This is a genomic window from Paenibacillus diazotrophicus (assembly GCF_042610465.1).
The window spans coordinates 814,626-834,580 of record NZ_JBGJZN010000001.1 but is presented as its reverse complement, the minus strand read 5'-3'; the positions used below and the strand labels follow the sequence as shown (position 1 = coordinate 834,580).

Genomic DNA, 19,955 nt, shown 5'->3' with positions numbered 1-19,955 from the left:
TATGGAAAACGCTTACATTGGAGGTGCCGGACGACGTCCTTGTCGTAATTCCACCGGCTATAAGTGAGTGGGGGCCTGATTGAAGTGGTACCACGTATGAGGGGGAAATGGTTCCATGGTTGGCTGGCCGTAGTTCTGATAGTTGCATTAATTTTCGTCCCTAGTGCTACAGTGCGGGGGGCTGGCGAGAATCTGCTGGGTAATCCCGGGTTTGAAGCGGGAGATACGCTCTGGGAGAAGTGGGGAAGTCCGGTGGTGACAACCGCCGAGAAGCATGGAGGCTCAAATAGCCTTTGGGTCAAGCGAAGTACAGGAGGGGCATCAGCGTCAGTTGCAGTACAGCAGGGTAAAACCTACCGGGTCGGATTATGGGTTAAGTTTGCCGCAGCAGGTGTCACTAACGCGACGATTGATATGGACATTTTTGGCACGAAGCAATCGAAGGAGCAGCTTCATTTCTCAGGCTCGACAGAATGGGAATACCGGCAGCTCCTGTATACGCCGGGGCCAGGTGTGCAGTATATCCGCTTGTCCTTCTGGAACGCCACGAGCAAAGACTATTATATCGACGACGGTATCATTCGGGAGAATGTGGATATCGAACGCCCCACAACTCCTGGTGCATGGCAGGCACAGCATGACTCCAAAGCACTGAAGCTAACCTGGGCGGGGTCCACGGATGATATGGGAGTGGATTCCTACCAGATTTTTTACAAAAGAACAGATGCTGCTGACTGGAATACCGCGGTTATCCCTCATCAGCAATCCGTTACACAGTACACGTATACCCTCAATAATCTGGATCCTTTTTCAGTGTATGCGATTATGCTGAGGGCCAAGGATATAGCGGGCAACACCTCTGATGCCGTGATGGGACTGGAGGCTACACCGGGATATAATCAGGTACCTAACGGAGGATTGGAGACGGGGTATCTTCTGCCTTGGATTAGAACAGGGACCGTACAAACGACAACTTATGATCCCTATTCAGGAATGTATGCGATGAAGCTGATGAATTCCTCTACTGTCAAAACGCCTATTATACTCTCGAACAATAGTGCTTCCTATCTGGTTTCTTTTTGGAGCAAATTCAATACGATACCGCCGGGAACCTTCACAGTAACCATGGATGTCTATCAAGGGTTCTCTGTAAATTCTTATCCGCTCTATACTAACGCCACAGCAGCCTGGTCCCGTTCGGAGCAGCAGATTCAGACCGGCAACGGATGGGCTGGCCTGCAGCTCCGGGCTGGTAATTGGAGCGGAGGGGATATGTATCTGGATCAGGTATTTATCGGCAAGATGCCAGTAATTCCGACTGACCTTAGCCCAACTGCACCTGCGGGTTTCAAGGCGGGAACAATAGACGGGGTATCTGCAGAGCTGGAGTGGGCATCATCCACAGGACCCTTTGGCGTGAGAGAGTATAAGCTGCTCTATAAAAAAACCTCTGACACCAGCTGGAGCAGCCTGACAATTCCTTATGTTTCCGGACAATCCATGTATGCTTACAAGCTGGAAGGCTTATCCCCGGAGAGTGTATATGATATTGAAGTTAAAGCAGTTAGTGAAGGGACGGCTATTTCCGCTGCAAGTACTCTTCAGTTGACGACTACCCGGATGTTTCCGGTGAACCCAAATGCATCTGAGGCTGCGTCTGCGCTTCTCGACAGCCTCTATGCTACGATGGGGAATGCTATCTTTACGGGCCAACACAATTATTACGAAGAGCCTGCAAAATGGTATGACAAGGCGGCAGAGCTGACGGGTTATTATCCGGCATTATGGGGCTCGGATTTTGCCTATTATACCGGGGAAGATATGGGCGAAGTGCGCCAATCCATGATTGACGAGGCGATTCGTCAAGGCCACGCCGGAACCATTGTGACTCTCACCTATCACCAGACCCGGCCCATGGACCCCGCCACCTCCGGCTGGGAGAGTGTGACGGGTGATGTGACAGAAACCCAAATGACAGAGATCGTCACTCCGGGCACTGTGCTGTACAATCAGTGGGCCGCCCAGGTAGATGAGATCGCAGGATATCTGAAGCAGCTGCAGGATGAAGGTATTCCGGTATTGTGGCGGCCGTATCACGAGATGAATGCTGAATTTTTCTGGTGGGGCGCAAGACCTGAGCTGTTCAGGCAGCTATGGCACAATATGTACGACCGCTTAACGAATCTGCATGGTCTGAATAATCTGATCTGGGTGTGGAGCCCGAATGCGGAGAGCTCCTGGGCGTATGACTCAACCCCCTATTATCCCGGTCACGATGCTGTGGATGTGCTGGCTATGGACATCTATAACAACGATTACCGTGACACCTATTACAACAAACTACTGAAGCTCAGCGGAGGACGGCCTATTGCCATCGGAGAAAATGGCGAGCTACCGGATATGCAGATGCTGCGGGATAAACAGCCAAAATATGTGTACTTCATGACCTGGTCCCAATATTTAACCGACAAAAATTCGATTAGCGGCATTCAGGCGCTCTATAACGATCCACGGGCGTTAAAGAACGGAGAAACCGGAAACGGCCCGTTTATTCCGCCTCCGGTAGACTTCTATGTAATCGATGATTTCGAATCCTACGGTGGTTCGAATACAAGCCTGCGTTCCAAATGGCAGCGCAATGTCTCCGGCAATGCCGCAACCGTAACACTGGATACGTATCAGCTGAACGGTGGTACCTACGGGCTCAAGCTGGACTATACCGTCGGCAATCCCGGTTACGCAGGTGTCTATCGCAGCATGGGTAAGGAATGGCCTGGTATGGAGGCGATCAGCTTCTGGCTGCAGCCGGATGGCTCGAACCGCCAGTTGGCTGTGCAATTTCATGAGACGAACGGAGAGGTCTGGGAAGCCAGTATCAAGATTGAAGGCACGGCTCCAAGGCTTGTAACGATTCCCTTTACGGACTTTGCAAGGCCCGGTTGGTCTACTGGTGGCAATGGAGTTATTGATTTGGGCTCGATTAAAGAGTTCGCCTTCTATGTAGCTCAGGGTAGTGGAACCCAGGGCAGCGGGACGATCTATTTTGATGATGTAAAGGCAATTAAGCTGTAAATAATCATCATTGCTGAACCACACATTTCGTTGGCCACGGTACTGGTGCCTCCTTCCTGATCTGAATAAGATTAAGGTGTAGAGCACAGAAACAGGAAGGATGACTAACGTGGAAATCGAACGAAAGGTCATTACCAGGGCGAAAGGAAAGCCAGTATCCTGGTGGAGCAGGTGGATCAGGCAGTGGGATATTCAGCTGATGGTTGTACCCGCAATGCTGTTTATCTTCGTCTTCAGCTATCTGCCCATGTATGGGGTATTGATGGCGTTCCAGGATTATCAGCTGTTCGGCGGTTTTTTTCATAGTCCATGGGTAGGGCTGAAGCATTTTGAGGCCTTCTTCAATTCGCCCGACTTCTGGACGGTAATGCGTAACACGATAGTAATTAGCCTGCTGAAGCTGTGTATCGGGTTTCCGGCTCCGATCCTGCTGGCGCTGATGCTTAATGAGGTCCGGCGCATGCTGTTCAAGCGGATCATCCAGACCGTCAGCTATCTGCCGCATTTTCTATCCTGGGTAATCGTAGGCGGGTTCGTAGGCTCGATGCTTTCGACCGATAATGGAAGCGTTAACATGCTGCTTATGAATCTCCATCTTACCACGGAGCCCATCAGCTTCCTGTCGGTGCCAGAGTATTTCTGGGGGATTCTGGTGGGAACAGGCATCTGGAAGGAGATGGGGTTCGCGGCTATCGTCTATCTGGCGGCAATTTCCGGAATTGATCCGCATCTCTATGAAGCCGCTTCCATTGATGGTGCAGGAAGATTCAAGCAGATCCAGCTGATTACGTTACCCTGCATCCGGCCGGTCATCATTATCTTCCTCATTCTGGCTGTGGGCAACATTTTGAATGCCGGATTCGAAGATATCCTGATCTTAGCTACCAATCCGATCCTGCGTGATGTATCCGACGTGATTGATACGTATGTCTACCGCATGGGGATTTTGAACAACCGTTTCTCTTATGCGGCGGCAGCGGGACTATTCAAGGCGATCGTAAGTATCGGACTTCTTGCCCTAGCGAACAAGGCAGCGAGAAAAATGGGTTCAAGTCTATGGTGAGCACAAGTGAATTACAACAAATTCGGAGAAGGAAGGCGGGGAGCAGGTTATGATGAAGCTGTCGGCGGGAGACAAAATCCTTCAAGTCATTATCTATGCACTGCTTCTGCTGCTGGGTTTCATCACCCTGTACCCTTTCTGGAATTCACTTGTGATCTCCTTCAATATGGGGTCGGACACGGCACTTGGCGGAATAACGTTCTGGCCGCGAAGTCCTACGCTGGATAATTACGAGGTCGTGTTCCGGGATAGCCGCATCGGCCATGCATTTCTGATCTCCATCATGCGCACCATCGTAGGCACCACCTTATCGGTCATGTTCACCGCCATATTGGCCTATGGCCTCTCCCGGAATGAACTGATGGGCCGCAAAGTATATATGGTATTCTGCATCATAACGATGTACTTCAGCGGTGGACTGATTCCAACCTTTCTCCTGCTGCGCGAATTTGGCATGATGGATACCTTCTGGGTACTGGTTATTCCAGGGATGATCAGTGTTTATAACATGATTATATTCCGGACTTTCTTTTTGGGGCTGCCGGCGGGACTGGTTGAATCGGCGCGGATTGACGGCTGCAACCATATCGGTGTACTGATCCGCATCATTATTCCCATCTCTGGTCCTGTCGTGGCAACCCTGTCCTTGTTTACAGCCGTGTACCACTGGAATGACTGGTTCTCGGCCAGCATTTATATTAACAATCCAGATCTGATCCCGATTCAGACCCTGCTGAAGCAGATCCTGAATTCCAATATTGTGACGGATCAGCTTCAGAAAGCTATAGGCAGCAGTGCAGCAGCGCAGGACCGTCTAGCGCTCGTACAGTCGGTCACCAGTAAATCGCTGATCATGGCAACGACCATGGTTGCTACACTGCCGATCATTATGGTCTACCCTTTTTTACAAAAATATTTCGTGAAAGGTGTATTAATCGGCTCGCTTAAAGAGTAAAGAATGAACATTAGAGAGGGGTTGCTCATTTGAAGTCCAAGAAGAGTTTTCCGCTGCTGAGTGTTGCATTATGTTCGGTGCTTATGATTGCCGGTTGTGGAGGGGGGAACAATACTGCGGCGCCATCCGCCGATCCTACCAAAGCACCTGCGGCAACAGAGACAACAGCGGCAAGTGCAATTCCCGAAGCAACAGCTGCAGGTGTCGGAAGCACGGTCAAACCTGTCTCCTTTACGTATTACAGTAATTACGATTGGGATACCACGGAACAGTGGGGCAGGGATTCCACAACCAAATGGATTGCTGATACCCTGAAGGTCCAAATGACTCCGGTTCAGTCCAGCGGCGCTGCCGAGACCAAGTTCAGCACAATGATTGCCTCAGGCAGTCTGCCTGATGTCATTATGATGGACCGGGGTGCAAATGTGGAGCGGCTTCGTCAGCCCGGGCTGCTGGTACCCTTTGACGATTATCTGGACCGTTACCCTAATCTGAAAAAGAACGCCGGTGAAGCCACACTGAACATGCTGCGCTCGGAAGACGGCAAGCTCTACCAGTTCCCTAACTGGTATACGTCAAGCCCGAACGGCAACGGCGGGTGGATCATTAACCGCAAAATATATAAGGAACTGGGTTCACCAAAACTGGAAACCTACGATGATCTGTACGCTTACCTGAAGCAGGTGAAGGAGAAATATCCCGATGTGGTGCCGCTTGAGGTAGGAGCCAAGGGCCGTGGAATCGATACGATGTATGGTGGATTTGCTGAAAATAAACCGTATCTGCCCAAAGCGAATCCGGTAGGCAATACGCTGGAATCGATTTTTGAGGATCAGGTATTTATCGAGAATATGCAGTACGCCAGCAAGCTTTTCCGTGAAAAGCTGATCACTCAAGACCTGTTCACCCAGACGGGTGACCAGATATCCGAGAAGCTCAAAACCGGCCGCGTAGCTGTCTATGTGGATGGTGATGTGGTGAATCCTGGACGGGGAGCAGATACCGCGCTCAGAACGACGGACCCCGATGCCGGATATGATATCATCTGGCCAATTCACAAAGCGGGCCTGGATGCAGCCAAAATCACACCAAACAATTACAATTCACTAGGCTGGAACGTGCTGGTCATCACGAAGAATGCCAAAGACCCGGAAGCGATCTTCTCTTATCTTGACTGGGTAACCAGCGAAGAAGGACAGCGGATTCTGAACTTCGGCCGGCAGGGACTCTACTGGGATGAGTATGATGCAGACGGCGTTCCTATTCTGAACGAGGCAGGTCTGAATACTCCGCAGGGAGACAAGGACAAGGAAAGAATCGGCCGTTTCAACTGGGTTGGCAACACGACCTTTATTGACCAGACCAAAGCCAAGATGGATGCGCAGCTTCCGCCCGACAAGCAGAATTGGACTACACTGGCCCAGCAGAAGGTGACCTGGAAGACCTCCAAGAACTTTACGGAGTTCGTGAATCTGGATCCGCTGCCGGACTCGGAAGAAGGAACCATTGCCACGGCGGTAAATGATATTTACCAGGAGGTTTTTGCCAAAACCCTGTATGCAAAAAGCGATGACGAAGTCATCAGCCTCTTAAATAAAGCGAATGAGGATGCGAAGAAAGCAGGCTATGAGAAGCTTCTGAAATTCCAAACCGGGAAATGGCAGGACAATCTGAGCAAGATGAAATAACACTAGAGCCATCCTAAGCCGTGGGGTATACTGAATCCAAGTGTACCCCCTTTTTACAATTATATGGTATTATCCGCAAGCACAGGTCGCCTGGGTGCAGATTGAATTCTGATTGTGAGGGTGATATGGGATGTACAAGGTGCTGCTGGTCGACGATGAGCTGCTGGATCTGGAGGGACTGCAGCGCTTCATGAACTGGGAAGGTCTTGGCATGGAGGTGTGTGCTGCCGCATGCAGCGGCTTTGAAGCCTTGGAGGTGCTGGAGTCGCAGACTGTGGATATTATGGTCACCGATATCAGAATGCCGATCATGTCAGGAATGGAGCTTGCCCGCAGAGCCCTTGAGCTGAACCCGAAGCTGAAGATTATATTTGTCAGCGGCTATGAGGATTTTCAATATGCCAAGCAGGCTATATCCATGAGCGCGTCCGGTTATGTGTTGAAGCCTGTGGATGATGAAGATCTGCGCAGATCACTTGAAGAGGTCCGGGAAAGTCTGGACCGCGAGCAGGAGCACAACTATTTGGAGCGGTATTTCTCCGAATCTGAGCCACTTCTGCGAAGGGAATTGTTCATACAGCTGATTGACGGAACCCCGGATGAAGAAAAGATATTGTCTCTCCTTCACCGAGTGGGGATCAACTGGAGTGGAGTGAGACTGTACGCGGCGCTGCTCGAACCCGATGATATGTCCTGGAAGCTGAACGGCTACAGTGACGGGGCCAAGGCAGAGATAGAGAACAGGCTAGAGCTGTCAATCGAGCGGTATTGTTCCGAAGAACAGATACAAGCGTGCAGAACGGAACGGTTCCATTATGCGCTGATTCTGGAGGAAGGTGTGGGCCACGAAAGACTCCGCAGGCTGACCCAACAGGCGGCGGACGGAACACCGCTGACGATAACCATCGGTGTGGGTCCTACCGTTAGCCATCTGTGTGAGCTGCGTGATTCTTTCCAGCAGGCAAGGAATGCGCTAGGACTGAAGTTGTTCCTGGGCAAAGGCAAGCTGATTCTCCATTCCGATGCCAGAGGGCCGATCTCGGCCTCCGCTAAGGACCTAGACAGCATCCTGCAAGCTTTATTTGCGGCGATGTCCTCTTATCGTCTGGTCGATGTGGATGACTGCAACGAAGAGCTGTTCGTATGGGTGGGCAATATGGAGACCAAGCTGGAGATTTACCAGCTTTTTCTGCACATTATCTCCAAGCTGGATGCATATCTGCATACGATCAATGAGGATTTTTATGAGCTGCTGGGGCTGGAACGCAAGCATCTCAATATTTTATATGACCTTGAGACCATTGAGGATATGAAATCCTGGCTCCGCCGCCGGATGTTCGAGTTATCCGAGCGCCTGCAGCGCAAACGCCAGGGGAAGAAACGCAAGCTTGTAGAGGAGATTCAGGCGTACATTGAAGAGCATCTGGAGCATAATGTCATGCTACGGGATGCAGCCAATTACTTTTCTTTTTCGCCTAACCATCTAGGTCAGATCTTCTATGAAGAGACCGGAGTGTATTTCTCCGATTATGTGGGGCAGCGGAGGCTGGAGCGGGTCAAGGTATTGCTTGGTGATCCAAAACTGAAGGTCTATGAAGCCGCAAACAGAGTGGGTTATAAAAATCTTTCCCATTTCAGCAAGCAGTTCAAGGAATTTTATGGTGTGAGCCCTGGCGATTACAGGAGACATCTGTGACATGCGGCGCATGGGGAATATTCCTTTTGGATACAAGCTCATTCTGCCTTATGTACTCTGCCTGCTGATTGCCGTATTGACGGTTGGCTTGTTCGCTTACACCCATTCTGTGAATTCCCTACGTGAAAAAACACGGGAGAATCTTCAAGGTACCCTGAGGCAAATGCGCGATAATATCCGTTACCGCACAGATGATCTCGAACGGATCTCGAACAGTCTCTACTACAATTACAGTCTGCAAAATGCACTGCGCCGCTATGATCAGGGCTGGTACAGCTATGAGACTATGACGAAGACCCTCATGCCGGCGCTCGAAAATCTGCTGAATTATACAGCCAGCAACATTGGCCTGTCCCTGTATCTTCAGAACGAATCACTGCCTGAGGTGTTCTATAAGGATGGAGGGCAGAATCCACTGCTCTCAACCAAACGCTACGAGATCTATCATCTGCAGCGGATACAAGATGCGGATTGGTACCGCATGCTGGAATTCCCAGGCACCCTCCCGGGTCTCAGCCACTGGCAGCAGATACTCCGCGATAAGGAGGACAACAATATCTCGCTGCTGCAGCGTCTGGACGATGTACAGCGCGGCAAGAAGATCGGACTCGTCCGGGTGACGGTGCAGATTAAGGATCTGCTGGACTCGGTGGATTATCGTAAAATCGGTGAATACAGCACGCTTGTCGTGCTTGACGACAGCGGAAGAATCGTGCTGAAGTCCTCGCCGGAAGATCCGGAAGGGGGGAGCATCCAGTCCGGTCCCGGACGGCTTGTTCTTAGTGAATCCCTGCACGGTCTGGGCTGGCAGCTGCAAGCCTACATTCCGGATAGCTTGTTCGATCAGAGCGCGAATGAAGTCCGCCGGATGACCCTGCTGGTCTGTCTGGTCAGCGCCTTCATTCTGGCAGTGCTGGGGATTTGGGTATCCGGTTACTTTTCACGGAGGATTCAGAAGATCGTGGGATCGCTCAATGCTTTTCATGACGGGGATTTCCACAAAAGAATCCGCTTCAAAGGCAATGACGAGCTGGCTCAAATCGCTACCGCTTTCAATCGGATGGGCAGCAATATGGAAGAACTGATCCACAAAAATTACGTTGCCGATCTGCAGAAAAAGGAAGCAGAGCTGGAGTCGCTGCAGGCGCAGATCAATCCCCATTTCCTCTACAATACTCTCTCCTCCATCAATCGTCTCGCGCAATTCGGCGATATCGATAAACTGCATATTATGGTCCAAGAGCTGGCGAAATTCTACAGGCTTAGTCTGAACCGCGGAGAAATCCTGACCACCGTGGGTAATGAAATAGGACATGCTAAAGCTTATGTGGCAATCCAGTGTATCAAATACGGTGAACGGCTTAGTGTATATTATGACATCGACCCGGAAGTTCTGGAGTATGCCACGGTCAAGTTGATACTCCAGCCGCTGATTGAAAATGCGCTCGAGCATGCTTGGTTCGGAACGACTCTAGGTATCCGGCTTATCGCAGAGAAAAGGGATACGGAGATTGTGTTCAAGGTGATTGATAATGGCGTTGGCATGAATTCGGAGATCATCCGGCAGATTATGGACCCCGAAGGCCCCCGCATTGGCTATGGCATACGTAATGTGGATTCCCGGATCAAGCTGCATCATGGCAGCAGCTACGGTGTAACCATCGCCAGCCGGCCAGGGATCGGGGCGTGTATACAGATTTCGATTCCGTGCCGGATGTAACCTGTAATCATTCAGGCGGTCCCAACCGGCTACAAAGGAGCTTTGAAGCTATTGAAGATCATACTAAGCAATGGCTGTGAAATGAGGCTGGAGGGTAAGACAGGCGCTTTTACCGTCTCGCTCTTTACTGCTAGTGAAGAAGTCTCTGAGACAGGAGTTCATTATGTCCGTCTTGTTATGGATGCCTTAAATCCGGAGGTTCCCCCTGAATTATCCCTGAAATGGAGCTGCGCAGCAGTGGATGTGCAAGGTCTCTGGCATCCATCGGTAGAGCGGAGCCGCGGACTGATCCCTGATTGGTGGCAGGGCTTCCCCTCAAGGTCTACTTCCTCTGCGCCGGTCATTAGTCTCTATGGGAACCGGGGGAATAATGTTCTTACCTTTGCCTGTTCGGATGTTCTGAACCCTGTGGTTCTGCATACAGGTCTGCATGAAGAAACATCCTGCTTTCATTGTTCCGTGACACTCTTTGCAGAATCTAGCCCGCCAGTGGACCATCTTGAGATCACCCTGAGGCTGGATTCCCGCAGTCATCCATATTATGAAGCATTGAAGGGGGTGACAGAATGGTGGGCCGGACTACCCGGATGTGACCCTTCACCCGTGCCGGAAGCGGCCAGGGAACCGATGTATTCGACATGGTACAGCTTTCATCAACAGCTAACACCTGATGCAGTGGAAGCCGAGTGCCGGGCAGCAGCTGCAGTGGGCTGCAAGACGGTTATCGTGGATGACGGTTGGCAGACCTCAGATGCAACCAGAGGTTATGCCTACTGCGGAGACTGGAGGGAGAGTACAGAAAAAATCCCTGATCTGAAGGCGCATGTAGCCCGGATTCATAAGTATGGGATGAAATTCATGCTATGGTACGCGGTTCCATTCATCGGGAAGCATAGTCAGGCCTGGGCGAGGTTTGAGAATAAATTGCTGTATGTGAATGATGCGTTTGGAGCCGGGGTTGCCGATCCCCGTTACCCGGAAGTGCGGGAATATTTGACCGGAATCTATGAGCAGGCGGTTCTGGAGTGGGATCTGGACGGGTTTAAACTGGATTTCATCGACAGTTTCTATACCTCAGAGGATAAGTCACCTAAGTATGGGCATGACACCAGTTCGGTGCCGGAAGCGGTAGATAAGCTTATGAGTGGAATCATCTCCCGTCTGCGGCAGCTGAAACCGGATATTCTGATCGAATTCCGCCAGAACTACATTGGACCGCTGTTGCGCAAATACGGGAATATGTTCCGGGCAGGGGATTGTCCGAATGACGCGCTTCAGAACCGGATCAAGACAATCGATATCCGGTTGATATGCGGAACCACTGCAGCGCATTCTGACATGTTGATGTGGAATACGCAGGAGTCTTCAGCATCGGCAGCACTTCAGTTTATCAATGTGCTGTTTGCTGTCCCGCAGATTTCAGTCAGAATCGAACGTCTGCCGGAGGACCATGTCACCATGCTGGCGTTCTGGTTATCCTTCTGGCGAGAACACAGGGAGGTATTGCTGGATGGCCGCCTGGAGCCGCAGCATCCTGAGCTGTTGTATCCGCTGGTGATAGCCCGCACCACCCAGAAGTGGGTATTTGCGGCTTACCTTGATACTGTTATTTCCGTAACCGGGGATTTACCAGGGCTGGTGATTATCGTCAATGGTACGCTGCTCACCCGGTTGGTGCTGGAGCTGGACCGTGACTCGGGTCCACTGGATATCAGTGTCCGTGATTGTCACGGAACAGTGACTGCAGATTACCAGCTGAACTGGAGCAGCGGGGTACACGCGCTGGATGTGCCATCGGCTGGTGTAATTACACTGCGTCCAGTCCGCAAAAACGAATAGACTTATGAGGGATATCTACTCCTCAGTTTCAGCATTACTGTAGCTGGCTCTGAGCTTGATTAGCTAAATACAACGTGCAATAGGCGCCGCTACCGAGTTTATTCGGTAACGTGGCTATTGTCCGCCCAAGCCTGTTTGAAATCGAAAAAAACGGCACAAATGCCGTTGTAGGAGCGCCTTAAGCTGCTTATCCCGAAAACAACGGCAGAAATACCGTTGTTGGAGCGCTTTAGCCTGGATCGCCCGAAAACAACGGTAGAAATGCTGTTGTTGAAGCGCCTTAGGCTGCTTAGCCCGAAAACAACGGCAGAAATACCGTTGTAGGAGCACCTGCCTACCTGATGGGTCTGGAGGAAAGGAGGGATTTTATAAAAATTTTTCCAAATAGGAAAAAGCCACTTTCTGGCTCGACTTATTGGATCAGTTCTGCTGTCGGTGCTGGGGGATGTGCTTGTGAAGGCTTTTGGAGTGGCTTATAGGAGACGTAGGTCCGCACAGTGAAAAGACGCCGCTTTAATAGAAGATAGCGGCGTCTTTATAAAGGATAGGTCACTGTTGTTCCTGCTTAGGCACTGTAGTGATCATCCAAAGAATGCCAAACTTATCCTGAACATGTCCGAAGAGTGCTCCCCAGAATGCTGGGTTCAATGCTTCCTTAACCACGCCGCCCTCCGCAAGATTGTCAAAGGCTTGACGGGCTTCAGCTTCTTCCGCGAATTCCAGGTTCAAATTGACCGTATTGCCATAACTAACCGGTTCTAAGACTGAATCGGACATCATAAAGTGGACCCCGGCAGCCATAAAGCTAAGGTTAATCACTTTGTCCTTCAAATCCTCACTTGCGTTTGGCAAGTCTCCGTGTCTGGTAATGGAATTCATTTTGCCGCCAAGCGCCTGAATGTAGAACTCCGCTTGAGCTTTAGCATCCTCTGACATCAGATAAGCTGTAAAATTAGCCATGTGAACAACATCCTTTCCAGGGATAAGGTTTGGTTCTGACATGTTCATTGTAACAAATCACTTCAGCCGCATTTCTTATGGATTGCTGTATTGTTCTGTACAGAACTCAAGCTTTCTATACCCCTGAATAGGCCATGAATCCGCCGTCTACCGGTACTGTAATTCCCGTAACAAAACCCGACATCTCTTCGTCCGCCAACCAGAGCAAGGTACCGAGAAGGTCCTCCGGCTTCCCGAAGCGGCGCATCGGAGTCTGAGAGATGATCTTGTCTGATCGTTCGGTCAGTCCTCCGTCATCACGGAGCAGGAGCTTCTCATTCTGCTTCGTGAGGAAGAAGCCTGGTGCAATGGCATTAACCCGAATCCCGGACTCTGCCAGATGGACAGCCAGCCATTGGGTGAAGTTGTTAATCCCAGCCTTCGCAGCACTGTATGCAGGTACTTTGGTCATTGGCGACGCGGCACTCATGGAAGAGATGTTAATCACGGTTGCACCTGAACGCCCAAGCATTTGCCTGGCAAATAGTTGGGTAGGTATAAGTGTGCCAATCAGATTGAGGTCCATGACCTGACGGAAGCCGGATGCAGATAGATCGAAGAAGGAGGTGATCTCCGGATTCTCCAGATCTCCATCTGCCAGTATTTCCTTCGTTGTAATGGCGGACGGCTGATTTCCCCCAGCCCCATTAATTAAAAGATCGCATGGCCCCCAATGCTTCAGAACCTCAGCTGCAGCAAGGCTAACGCTGCTTTCATCCGTTACATCACAAGCTACTGAATAGGCTTGTCCTCCTGCTTCATTAATCTCGGCAGCAAGCGAGTTTCCCTTTTCCACCGTGCGGTTCAGTATAGCTACCTTGGCGCCCTGGCGCCCTAATTCATGTGCCATGACAGCACACAAGACACCCGCTCCTCCAGTAATAACAGCAATCTTGCCTGCAAGCGCAGGCTGCAGTGCTAATCGAGCCATGAATGGCACTTCCTCTCTGCAGGGTACAGCGCTATCGCGCAGCCCAGGATGAATTCTTTTGCAGCATAACTTCTTGCACATGACTTCAAAGATCTATCCGCTTTCCGTGTCATTTGTATATACATTCATTAATCTTAAAGTGAAACAGTGGCCAGGTATTTATCGGGTGCTGCTCCTGTAGGCCGAGGGGGAGACCCCGGTTGTTTTTTTGAAATACTTAGAGAAGTGGGCCAGCTCCATTCCAACCTGTTCGGCGATATCAGAGATGCTGAAGCCGGTATAGGACAGCTGTTTTTTGGCGAGCTCCATCCGTTTGAGCTGTACATAGTGCATCGGGGTGACGCCCATGAACTTTTTGAAATAAGGAATAAAATAATTGGGATGCAGATGCACTTGATCTGCCAGTTCTTCGATCTCAAGCGGATGTTTCAGACGCCGGTCAATGTATTCCAGCACATGCGCGAGTTTGCCCTGGTCACTGGTATGCAGCAGCTCATTCAGGAAATCCGAGTAGCCGCCGGCCTCCATGCACAACGCCATAAGATTAAGCAGTGCCGCTTGCACACGGATTGTGGAGAGAAAGCTGTCATCTTGAAAGTGAGTGATCATCTCGGTAAAAACTTCCCGAACAGCATCGGGATCGGCAGCATCGCTGATATACAGCTTATTAGCGGAATGAAACAGCGGCCACTCCCCGATGTGGGCATCGAAATGGCAATAGTACCGGGCATATGGGTGGTCTGGCGAAGTTTCTGTGGTCTGAATGGAACCGGCAGGCATTATCATTAATTGCCCTGGTCTTGGATAATAAGCAACACCATTAATAATCACTTTACCTTCCCCGCTGTCAATAAAATAAAGCCGGTTGAAAGAAGGCGTCTCGTTCGTGCGGTTCCAGCCCGGGTACCTGGTACTGAGCTGGGCATGAGTGACAGTAACGTTCAAATTCTGAAGCAGTCGTCCTGTCATATTTCCTAATCGATCCATAGGGCCACTCCTTAATAGAGGGATAACTTTAGTATACCGCTTTCATTTAACTAATACATCTTAATTATATACAAATACTCCTTAATTCCAGTCATGTTCACACCTGATGATTAAGGTTATTCTCATAACATAAACTGAAATCAGGATGTGATCCAAGAGATGACAAAGGTACGTTATGGAATCATAGGCATCGGAAATATGGGCCGGGCCCACGCCCTTAGCCTGCTGGAAGAAGTGAAGGGGGCTGAGTTGACTGCCGTATGCGATATCAGTCCTGAACGCCTGGAATGGGCTTCGGAACAGTTGCCGGAGAAGGTGAAGCATTTCAGCACAGCAACAGATATGTTTCAATCAGGCGTCATAGATGCTGTGTTAATCGCTACACCGCATTATGACCACCCGCCGCTCGCGATAGAAGCGATGGGTTACGGACTGCACGTTCTAATTGAAAAGCCTGCCGGTGTATACACCAAAGCCGTTCAGGAAATGAACGACATAGCTGCTAAGTCAGACCGCAAGTTCGGCATTATGTACAATCAGCGGACCAACCCGCTCTACCAGAAGCTCCGTGAGCTGATTCAGGCTGGTGAACTTGGCGAGATCCGTCGTACGAACTGGATTATTACGAACTGGTACAGATCACAGAACTACTATGATTCCGGCGGCTGGCGCGCTACCTGGGCCGGAGAGGGAGGCGGAGTGCTGCTGAATCAGGACCCGCATCAGTTAGACCTCTGGCAGTGGACCACAGGAATGATGCCTGTGCGCATCCGGGCGTTTTGCCATTTTGGGAAATACCGGAAGATTGAGGTCGAGGATGATGTGACTGCTTATGCCGAGTATGCGAATGGAGCCACCGGGCTTTTTATTACCACGACCGGAGAAGCTCCGGGTACAAACCGCTTTGAAATCACCGGAGACAACGGGAAGATCGTCATTGAAGACGGCACCCTGACCTTCTGGCGGTTGCGCACGCCTGAGCCAGTTTTTAACGCTGAATACAAGGGCGGCTTCGGAGCACCAGAGTGCTGGAAATGCGAGATTCCCGTGGAAAAAGGGGATGGTGAGCAGCATAAAGGCATCCTGCGCAACTTCACGAACGCCATCCTGCACGATGAACCCTTGCTTGCACCAGGGGAAGAAGGCATCCATGGCCTGACACTGTCGAATGCGATGTATCTGTCCGCATGGACAGATAACTGGGTGGAGCTTCCCATTGACGGTGATTTGTTCCATGAGAAGCTGATGGATAAAGTGCAGAATTCTACCTTCCAAAAGGATACGACTGGGCTAAAGACGCTGAATGTGTCGGGAACACACTAGATATCTTCGGTTAAAGCGATATCAACCGTCCGATTACAACCATACAAGGAGTGTAGCAATCTATGAAGACTTCAACCATTGCCGCGCAAATGTATACCCTGAGGGAGTTCACACAGACTGCCGAAGGGTTGCGGGACAGCTTTCTAAAGGTAAAGGATATTGGTTATCAGGCAGTGCAGGTTTCGGGTATTGGGCCAATTGATCCGCAGCTGGTTAAGCGATATGCAGAAGAAGCGGGACTGGCGATCTGTGCCACACACGTTCCCTGGGACAGGCTGGTGAACGACCTTGACGCGCTGGCGGCGGAGCACAAGCTCTGGAACTGTCCATACATCGGTCTTGGAGCACTTCCGGGCGAGTACCAGACTAGTCAGGAAGGTTATCGTACATTTGCCAAGAAAGCTTCCCAAATTGCAAAAGTCTTGAAGCAGAAGCACGGGCTGCAATTTGTGTATCATAATCATGATTTTGAGTTCGAGCAACTGGATGGCATGACGGGACTTGAAGTTCTTCGGCAGGAGTCAGACCCGGAGACGTTCGATTTTGAATTGGATCTCTACTGGGTTCAGGCTGGGGGTGGCAGTCCGGTGGATTGGATTCACAAGATGAAGGGCCGAATGCGGGTTGTGCATCTGAAAGATATGGCAGTGGTCGCAAGAAAAGCAGAATTTGCTGAAATCGGCCAAGGCAATATGGATTATCGAGCAATCATCGAAGCCTGCCGCGAGACAGGAGTAGAGTGGTATGTGGTTGAACAGGATGTCTGCCGCCGCAATCCGTTCGAGAGCCTGGAGATCAGCTTGAAATATCTTCATACCTTGCTGTAATTAGATCTGGAGGGAAAATGTATGAGTCGTAATGACGGAATGAATTATGCTCCCAGACATGAGGCTAAACCTGTGGTGGGACAAGGCGAATTCTTAATTGCTGCAATCGCGCTGGACCACGGACACATTTATGGAATGTGCAACGGGCTGGTGGAGGCTGGAGCGGAATTGAAATGGGTATATGATCAGGATCCGATAAAGATCAAAGCGTTCACGGCCGCATATCCGGGAGTCCGGGTGGCCAGATCTGCCGAAGAAGTACTGGAAGACCCGGAGGTCCGCCTGGTAGCCGCTGCCGCTGTGCCTTCTGAAAGAGGACCACTGGGTTTGCGTGTAATGGCTCACGGGAAGGACTATTTTACGGACAAGGCACCTTTTACAGCTATGGAACAGCTGGAGGCGGCGCGGGTACAGGCGGAGAAAACGAAACGTAAATACATGTGCTATTTCAGTGAACGGCTGCATGTAGAAAGTGCAGTGTACGCTGGCCATTTGATCAGACAGGGTGCGATAGGCCGCGTGTTACAGGTGATTGGGATGGGGCCTCACCGTCTGAATGCGCCAAGCCGTCCCGACTGGTTCTTCCAACGCGAGAAATATGGGGGGATTCTCTGTGATATCGGCAGTCACCAGATCGAACAATTTCTCTATTATGCGGGTTGCCGTGACGCCAAGGTACTGCACAGCAAGGTGGCCAATTACAACAATGCTGCCCATCCGGAGCTTGAAGATTTCGGGGATGCATCACTGGTTGGTGATAATGGTGCAACCCAATATTTTCGTGTGGACTGGTTCACCCCGAAGGGACTCGGCACATGGGGAGACGGGCGTATGATCATTATGGGAACCGAAGGTTACCTGGAGCTTCGCAAATACACAGATATTGCCCGCTCAAATACACCGGATCATGTATTCTGGGTAGACGGACAGGGCGAACATTATGAGCAAGTAGCCGGCAAAATTGGTTTTCCCTTCTTCGGTGAGCTTATCCTGGACTGTCTGCAGCGTTCAGAGCTGGCGATGACACAGGCTCATGTGTTCAAAGCTGCGGAACTGTGCCTCATAGCCCAATCTCAAGCGCTGAACCTTACACCGGATATTCTCAGGTAACATACTAAGTTAGTAGAATTTAAGACATAGCATAACGGAAGGTGGACCGGGATGAGTACAATTGGTGCAGCGATCATCGGCTGCGGCGCGATTGCCCCCTTGCATGCCAAGGCTATTCTATCGTTGGATGGGGCACGGCTAATTGCCGTCGCCGATTCCGATCCTGAACATGCGGCACAAGCCGCTCTGGACTATGGCTGTGAAGCGGTAACAGACTATAAGCAGCTTATTGGGAGAACAGACATCAGCATCATTCACATATGCACACCGCATCATCTGCATGCCTCAATGGCAGTGGAGTTCCTTCAGGCAGGCCATCATGTCCTGACGGAGAAGCCAATGGCCATGGATGTGCCGTCCGCCCGGAGAATGCAGGAAGCTGCAGCTGTAAGCAAGGGACAGTTGGGTATTGTATTTCAGAATCGTTATAATGAAGCTTCCATACGAATCAAAGAGATTATAGACTCCCGTATTCTCGGCCAGCTGCTCTGCATGAAGGGGATCGTGACCTGGAGCCGGAGTGAAGATTATTATACGCAGAGTAGCTGGCGCGGGAAATGGTCTACCGAAGGTGGAGGAGTCCTGATTAACCAGACGATTCATACGCTCGATCTCCTGCAATGGTTCGGCGGCGAAATCACTTCTATTAAGGGAAGTGTGACTACGGATGTGCTGAATGAAGTCATTGAAGTGGAAGATACCGCACATGCCTGCATCCTTTTCAAGGATAATATACGCGGAATTTTTTATGGAACGAATGCATATTCCGTGAATTCTCCGGTTGAAATGGAAGTTGTTTTTGAGCTGGGTACGCTGCTTCTTCGCAGAGACTGTCTATATCTCTGGAAGGATGGCCAGGAGACGCTGTTATGTGAACCCACGTCTACGGCAGCCGAAGGAAAGTCTTACTGGGGAAACAGTCATAAACGGTTAATCCATGACTTCTACAGACACATCAGTGAAGGCCGCAAATTCTGGATTGACGGTAACGAGGGAATCAAAGCGCTGAAGGTTATTGCCGGTATTTATCAATCATCCGAATCCAGGCTCTGTTCACCTGTGTCCTCAAATTGACATTAAGCACGTTTAGCCTTATCTTCATTACATGCGTTTCTAGCATGGCAGATGATAGACAGGGAGAGGGATACAGGTTATGGAACAGGCAATGTTTGCCGGAGGCTGCTTCTGGTGCATGGTAACACCTTTTGAGGAGCTCCCCGGAATTCATGGGATTATCTCAGGCTACGCCGGGGGATCCGTAGAGAATCCGACTTATGAACAGGTCAAAACCGGAACGACAGGCCATTATGAGGTTGTGCAGATTACTTATGACCCGGCGTTGTTCCCGTACGAGAAGCTGCTGGAGCTGTTCTGGCCGCAAATCGATCCGACCGATGATGGTGGACAGTTTCAGGATAGAGGTCCCCAATACCGGACAGCGGTATTTTATTATAATGAAGAGCAGCGTCTGGCTGCACTGGCTTCCCGGGAACAGGTAGCAGCAAGCGGCAGGTTCGAAGGTCCGGTCGTAACGGAAATACTGCCAGCACCCGTCTTTTACCGGGCAGAAGAATACCATCAGGACTATCACAAAAAGAATCCAAAGCACTATAAAGAGGACCGCGAGCAATCTGGACGCGATACTTTCATTGCAAAGCATTGGTAAAGCTAATAGTGTTTTTCAAAAGCCTTATACCTCCTGCATTCAGGAGACATAAGGTTTTTTCTTTTTTTGCAGCAAATGT

At 50.5% G+C, this 19,955-nt stretch carries 15 protein-coding genes; 12 read left to right on the top strand and 3 right to left on the bottom strand.

Features of this window, described 5'->3' with window-relative positions; all coding sequences use genetic code 11:
- The first annotated feature begins 96 nt into the window (after positions 1-96).
- The 7 genes from ACAN54_RS03710 (at position 97) to ACAN54_RS03680 (ending at position 12,033) form a co-directional block, all read left to right on the top strand.
- Entirely contained in the window at positions 97-3,072 is a 2,976-nt protein-coding gene (locus tag ACAN54_RS03710) for a glycosyl hydrolase (RefSeq protein WP_379152689.1), read from the top strand.
- A gap of 199 nt (positions 3,073-3,271) precedes the next feature.
- Positions 3,272-4,135: an ABC transporter permease gene (locus ACAN54_RS03705; RefSeq protein WP_379154151.1), complete on the top strand. Its 864-nt coding sequence runs from the start codon at positions 3,272-3,274 to the stop codon at positions 4,133-4,135.
- Positions 4,136-4,184: 49 nt separating this feature from the next.
- The gene (locus ACAN54_RS03700; RefSeq protein WP_379152687.1) at positions 4,185-5,090 is read left to right on the top strand and encodes a carbohydrate ABC transporter permease; all 906 of its coding nucleotides are present in this window, start codon (positions 4,185-4,187) and stop codon (positions 5,088-5,090) included.
- Between the two features lie 83 nt (positions 5,091-5,173).
- Positions 5,174-6,778, top strand: coding sequence for an extracellular solute-binding protein (locus ACAN54_RS03695; RefSeq protein WP_379154149.1), 1,605 nt, complete (start codon positions 5,174-5,176; stop codon positions 6,776-6,778).
- A 130-nt stretch (positions 6,779-6,908) separates the two neighbouring features.
- Positions 6,909-8,474: a response regulator transcription factor gene (locus tag ACAN54_RS03690; protein WP_379152684.1), complete on the top strand. Its 1,566-nt coding sequence runs from the start codon at positions 6,909-6,911 to the stop codon at positions 8,472-8,474.
- Position 8,475: 1 nt separating this feature from the next.
- Positions 8,476-10,194, top strand: coding sequence for a cache domain-containing sensor histidine kinase (locus tag ACAN54_RS03685; protein WP_379152681.1), 1,719 nt, complete (start codon positions 8,476-8,478; stop codon positions 10,192-10,194).
- Positions 10,195-10,245: 51 nt separating this feature from the next.
- Positions 10,246-12,033: a glycoside hydrolase family 36 protein gene (locus ACAN54_RS03680; RefSeq protein WP_379152679.1), complete on the top strand. Its 1,788-nt coding sequence runs from the start codon at positions 10,246-10,248 to the stop codon at positions 12,031-12,033.
- A gap of 549 nt (positions 12,034-12,582) precedes the next feature.
- On the opposite strand, the gene ACAN54_RS03675 is transcribed toward ACAN54_RS03680, so the two are convergent.
- The 3 genes from ACAN54_RS03675 to ACAN54_RS03665 all read right to left on the bottom strand — a co-directional run bounded on the left by ACAN54_RS03675 (position 12,583) and on the right by ACAN54_RS03665 (position 14,950).
- Entirely contained in the window at positions 12,583-12,993 is a 411-nt protein-coding gene (locus ACAN54_RS03675) for a VOC family protein (protein ID WP_379152677.1), read from the bottom strand.
- 115 nt (positions 12,994-13,108) lie between these two features.
- Positions 13,109-13,963, bottom strand: a complete 855-nt coding sequence (locus ACAN54_RS03670) for an SDR family oxidoreductase (RefSeq protein WP_379152675.1) — start codon at positions 13,961-13,963, stop codon at positions 13,109-13,111.
- Between the two features lie 159 nt (positions 13,964-14,122).
- On the bottom strand, positions 14,123-14,950 hold the full coding sequence (locus ACAN54_RS03665; RefSeq protein WP_379152673.1) for a helix-turn-helix domain-containing protein: 828 nt from the start codon (positions 14,948-14,950) through the stop codon (positions 14,123-14,125).
- A 159-nt stretch (positions 14,951-15,109) separates the two neighbouring features.
- Between ACAN54_RS03665 and ACAN54_RS03660 the strand changes: the two genes are divergently transcribed.
- From ACAN54_RS03660 to msrA, 5 genes are all read left to right on the top strand, one after another.
- Complete coding sequence (locus tag ACAN54_RS03660) at positions 15,110-16,273, top strand: Gfo/Idh/MocA family protein (protein ID WP_379152671.1); 1,164 nt, start codon at positions 15,110-15,112, stop codon at positions 16,271-16,273.
- 62 nt (positions 16,274-16,335) lie between these two features.
- Positions 16,336-17,100, top strand: a complete 765-nt coding sequence (locus tag ACAN54_RS03655) for a sugar phosphate isomerase/epimerase family protein (RefSeq protein ID WP_379152669.1) — start codon at positions 16,336-16,338, stop codon at positions 17,098-17,100.
- Positions 17,101-17,121: 21 nt separating this feature from the next.
- Positions 17,122-18,210 (top strand): Gfo/Idh/MocA family protein, encoded by a 1,089-nt coding sequence (locus ACAN54_RS03650; protein ID WP_379152667.1) that lies wholly within the window; start codon positions 17,122-17,124, stop codon positions 18,208-18,210.
- Between the two features lie 51 nt (positions 18,211-18,261).
- Positions 18,262-19,284 (top strand): Gfo/Idh/MocA family protein, encoded by a 1,023-nt coding sequence (locus ACAN54_RS03645; RefSeq protein ID WP_379152665.1) that lies wholly within the window; start codon positions 18,262-18,264, stop codon positions 19,282-19,284.
- Positions 19,285-19,363: 79 nt separating this feature from the next.
- The gene (msrA, locus tag ACAN54_RS03640; RefSeq protein WP_379152663.1) at positions 19,364-19,876 is read left to right on the top strand and encodes a peptide-methionine (S)-S-oxide reductase MsrA; all 513 of its coding nucleotides are present in this window, start codon (positions 19,364-19,366) and stop codon (positions 19,874-19,876) included.
- Positions 19,877-19,955: the final 79 nt, after the last annotated feature.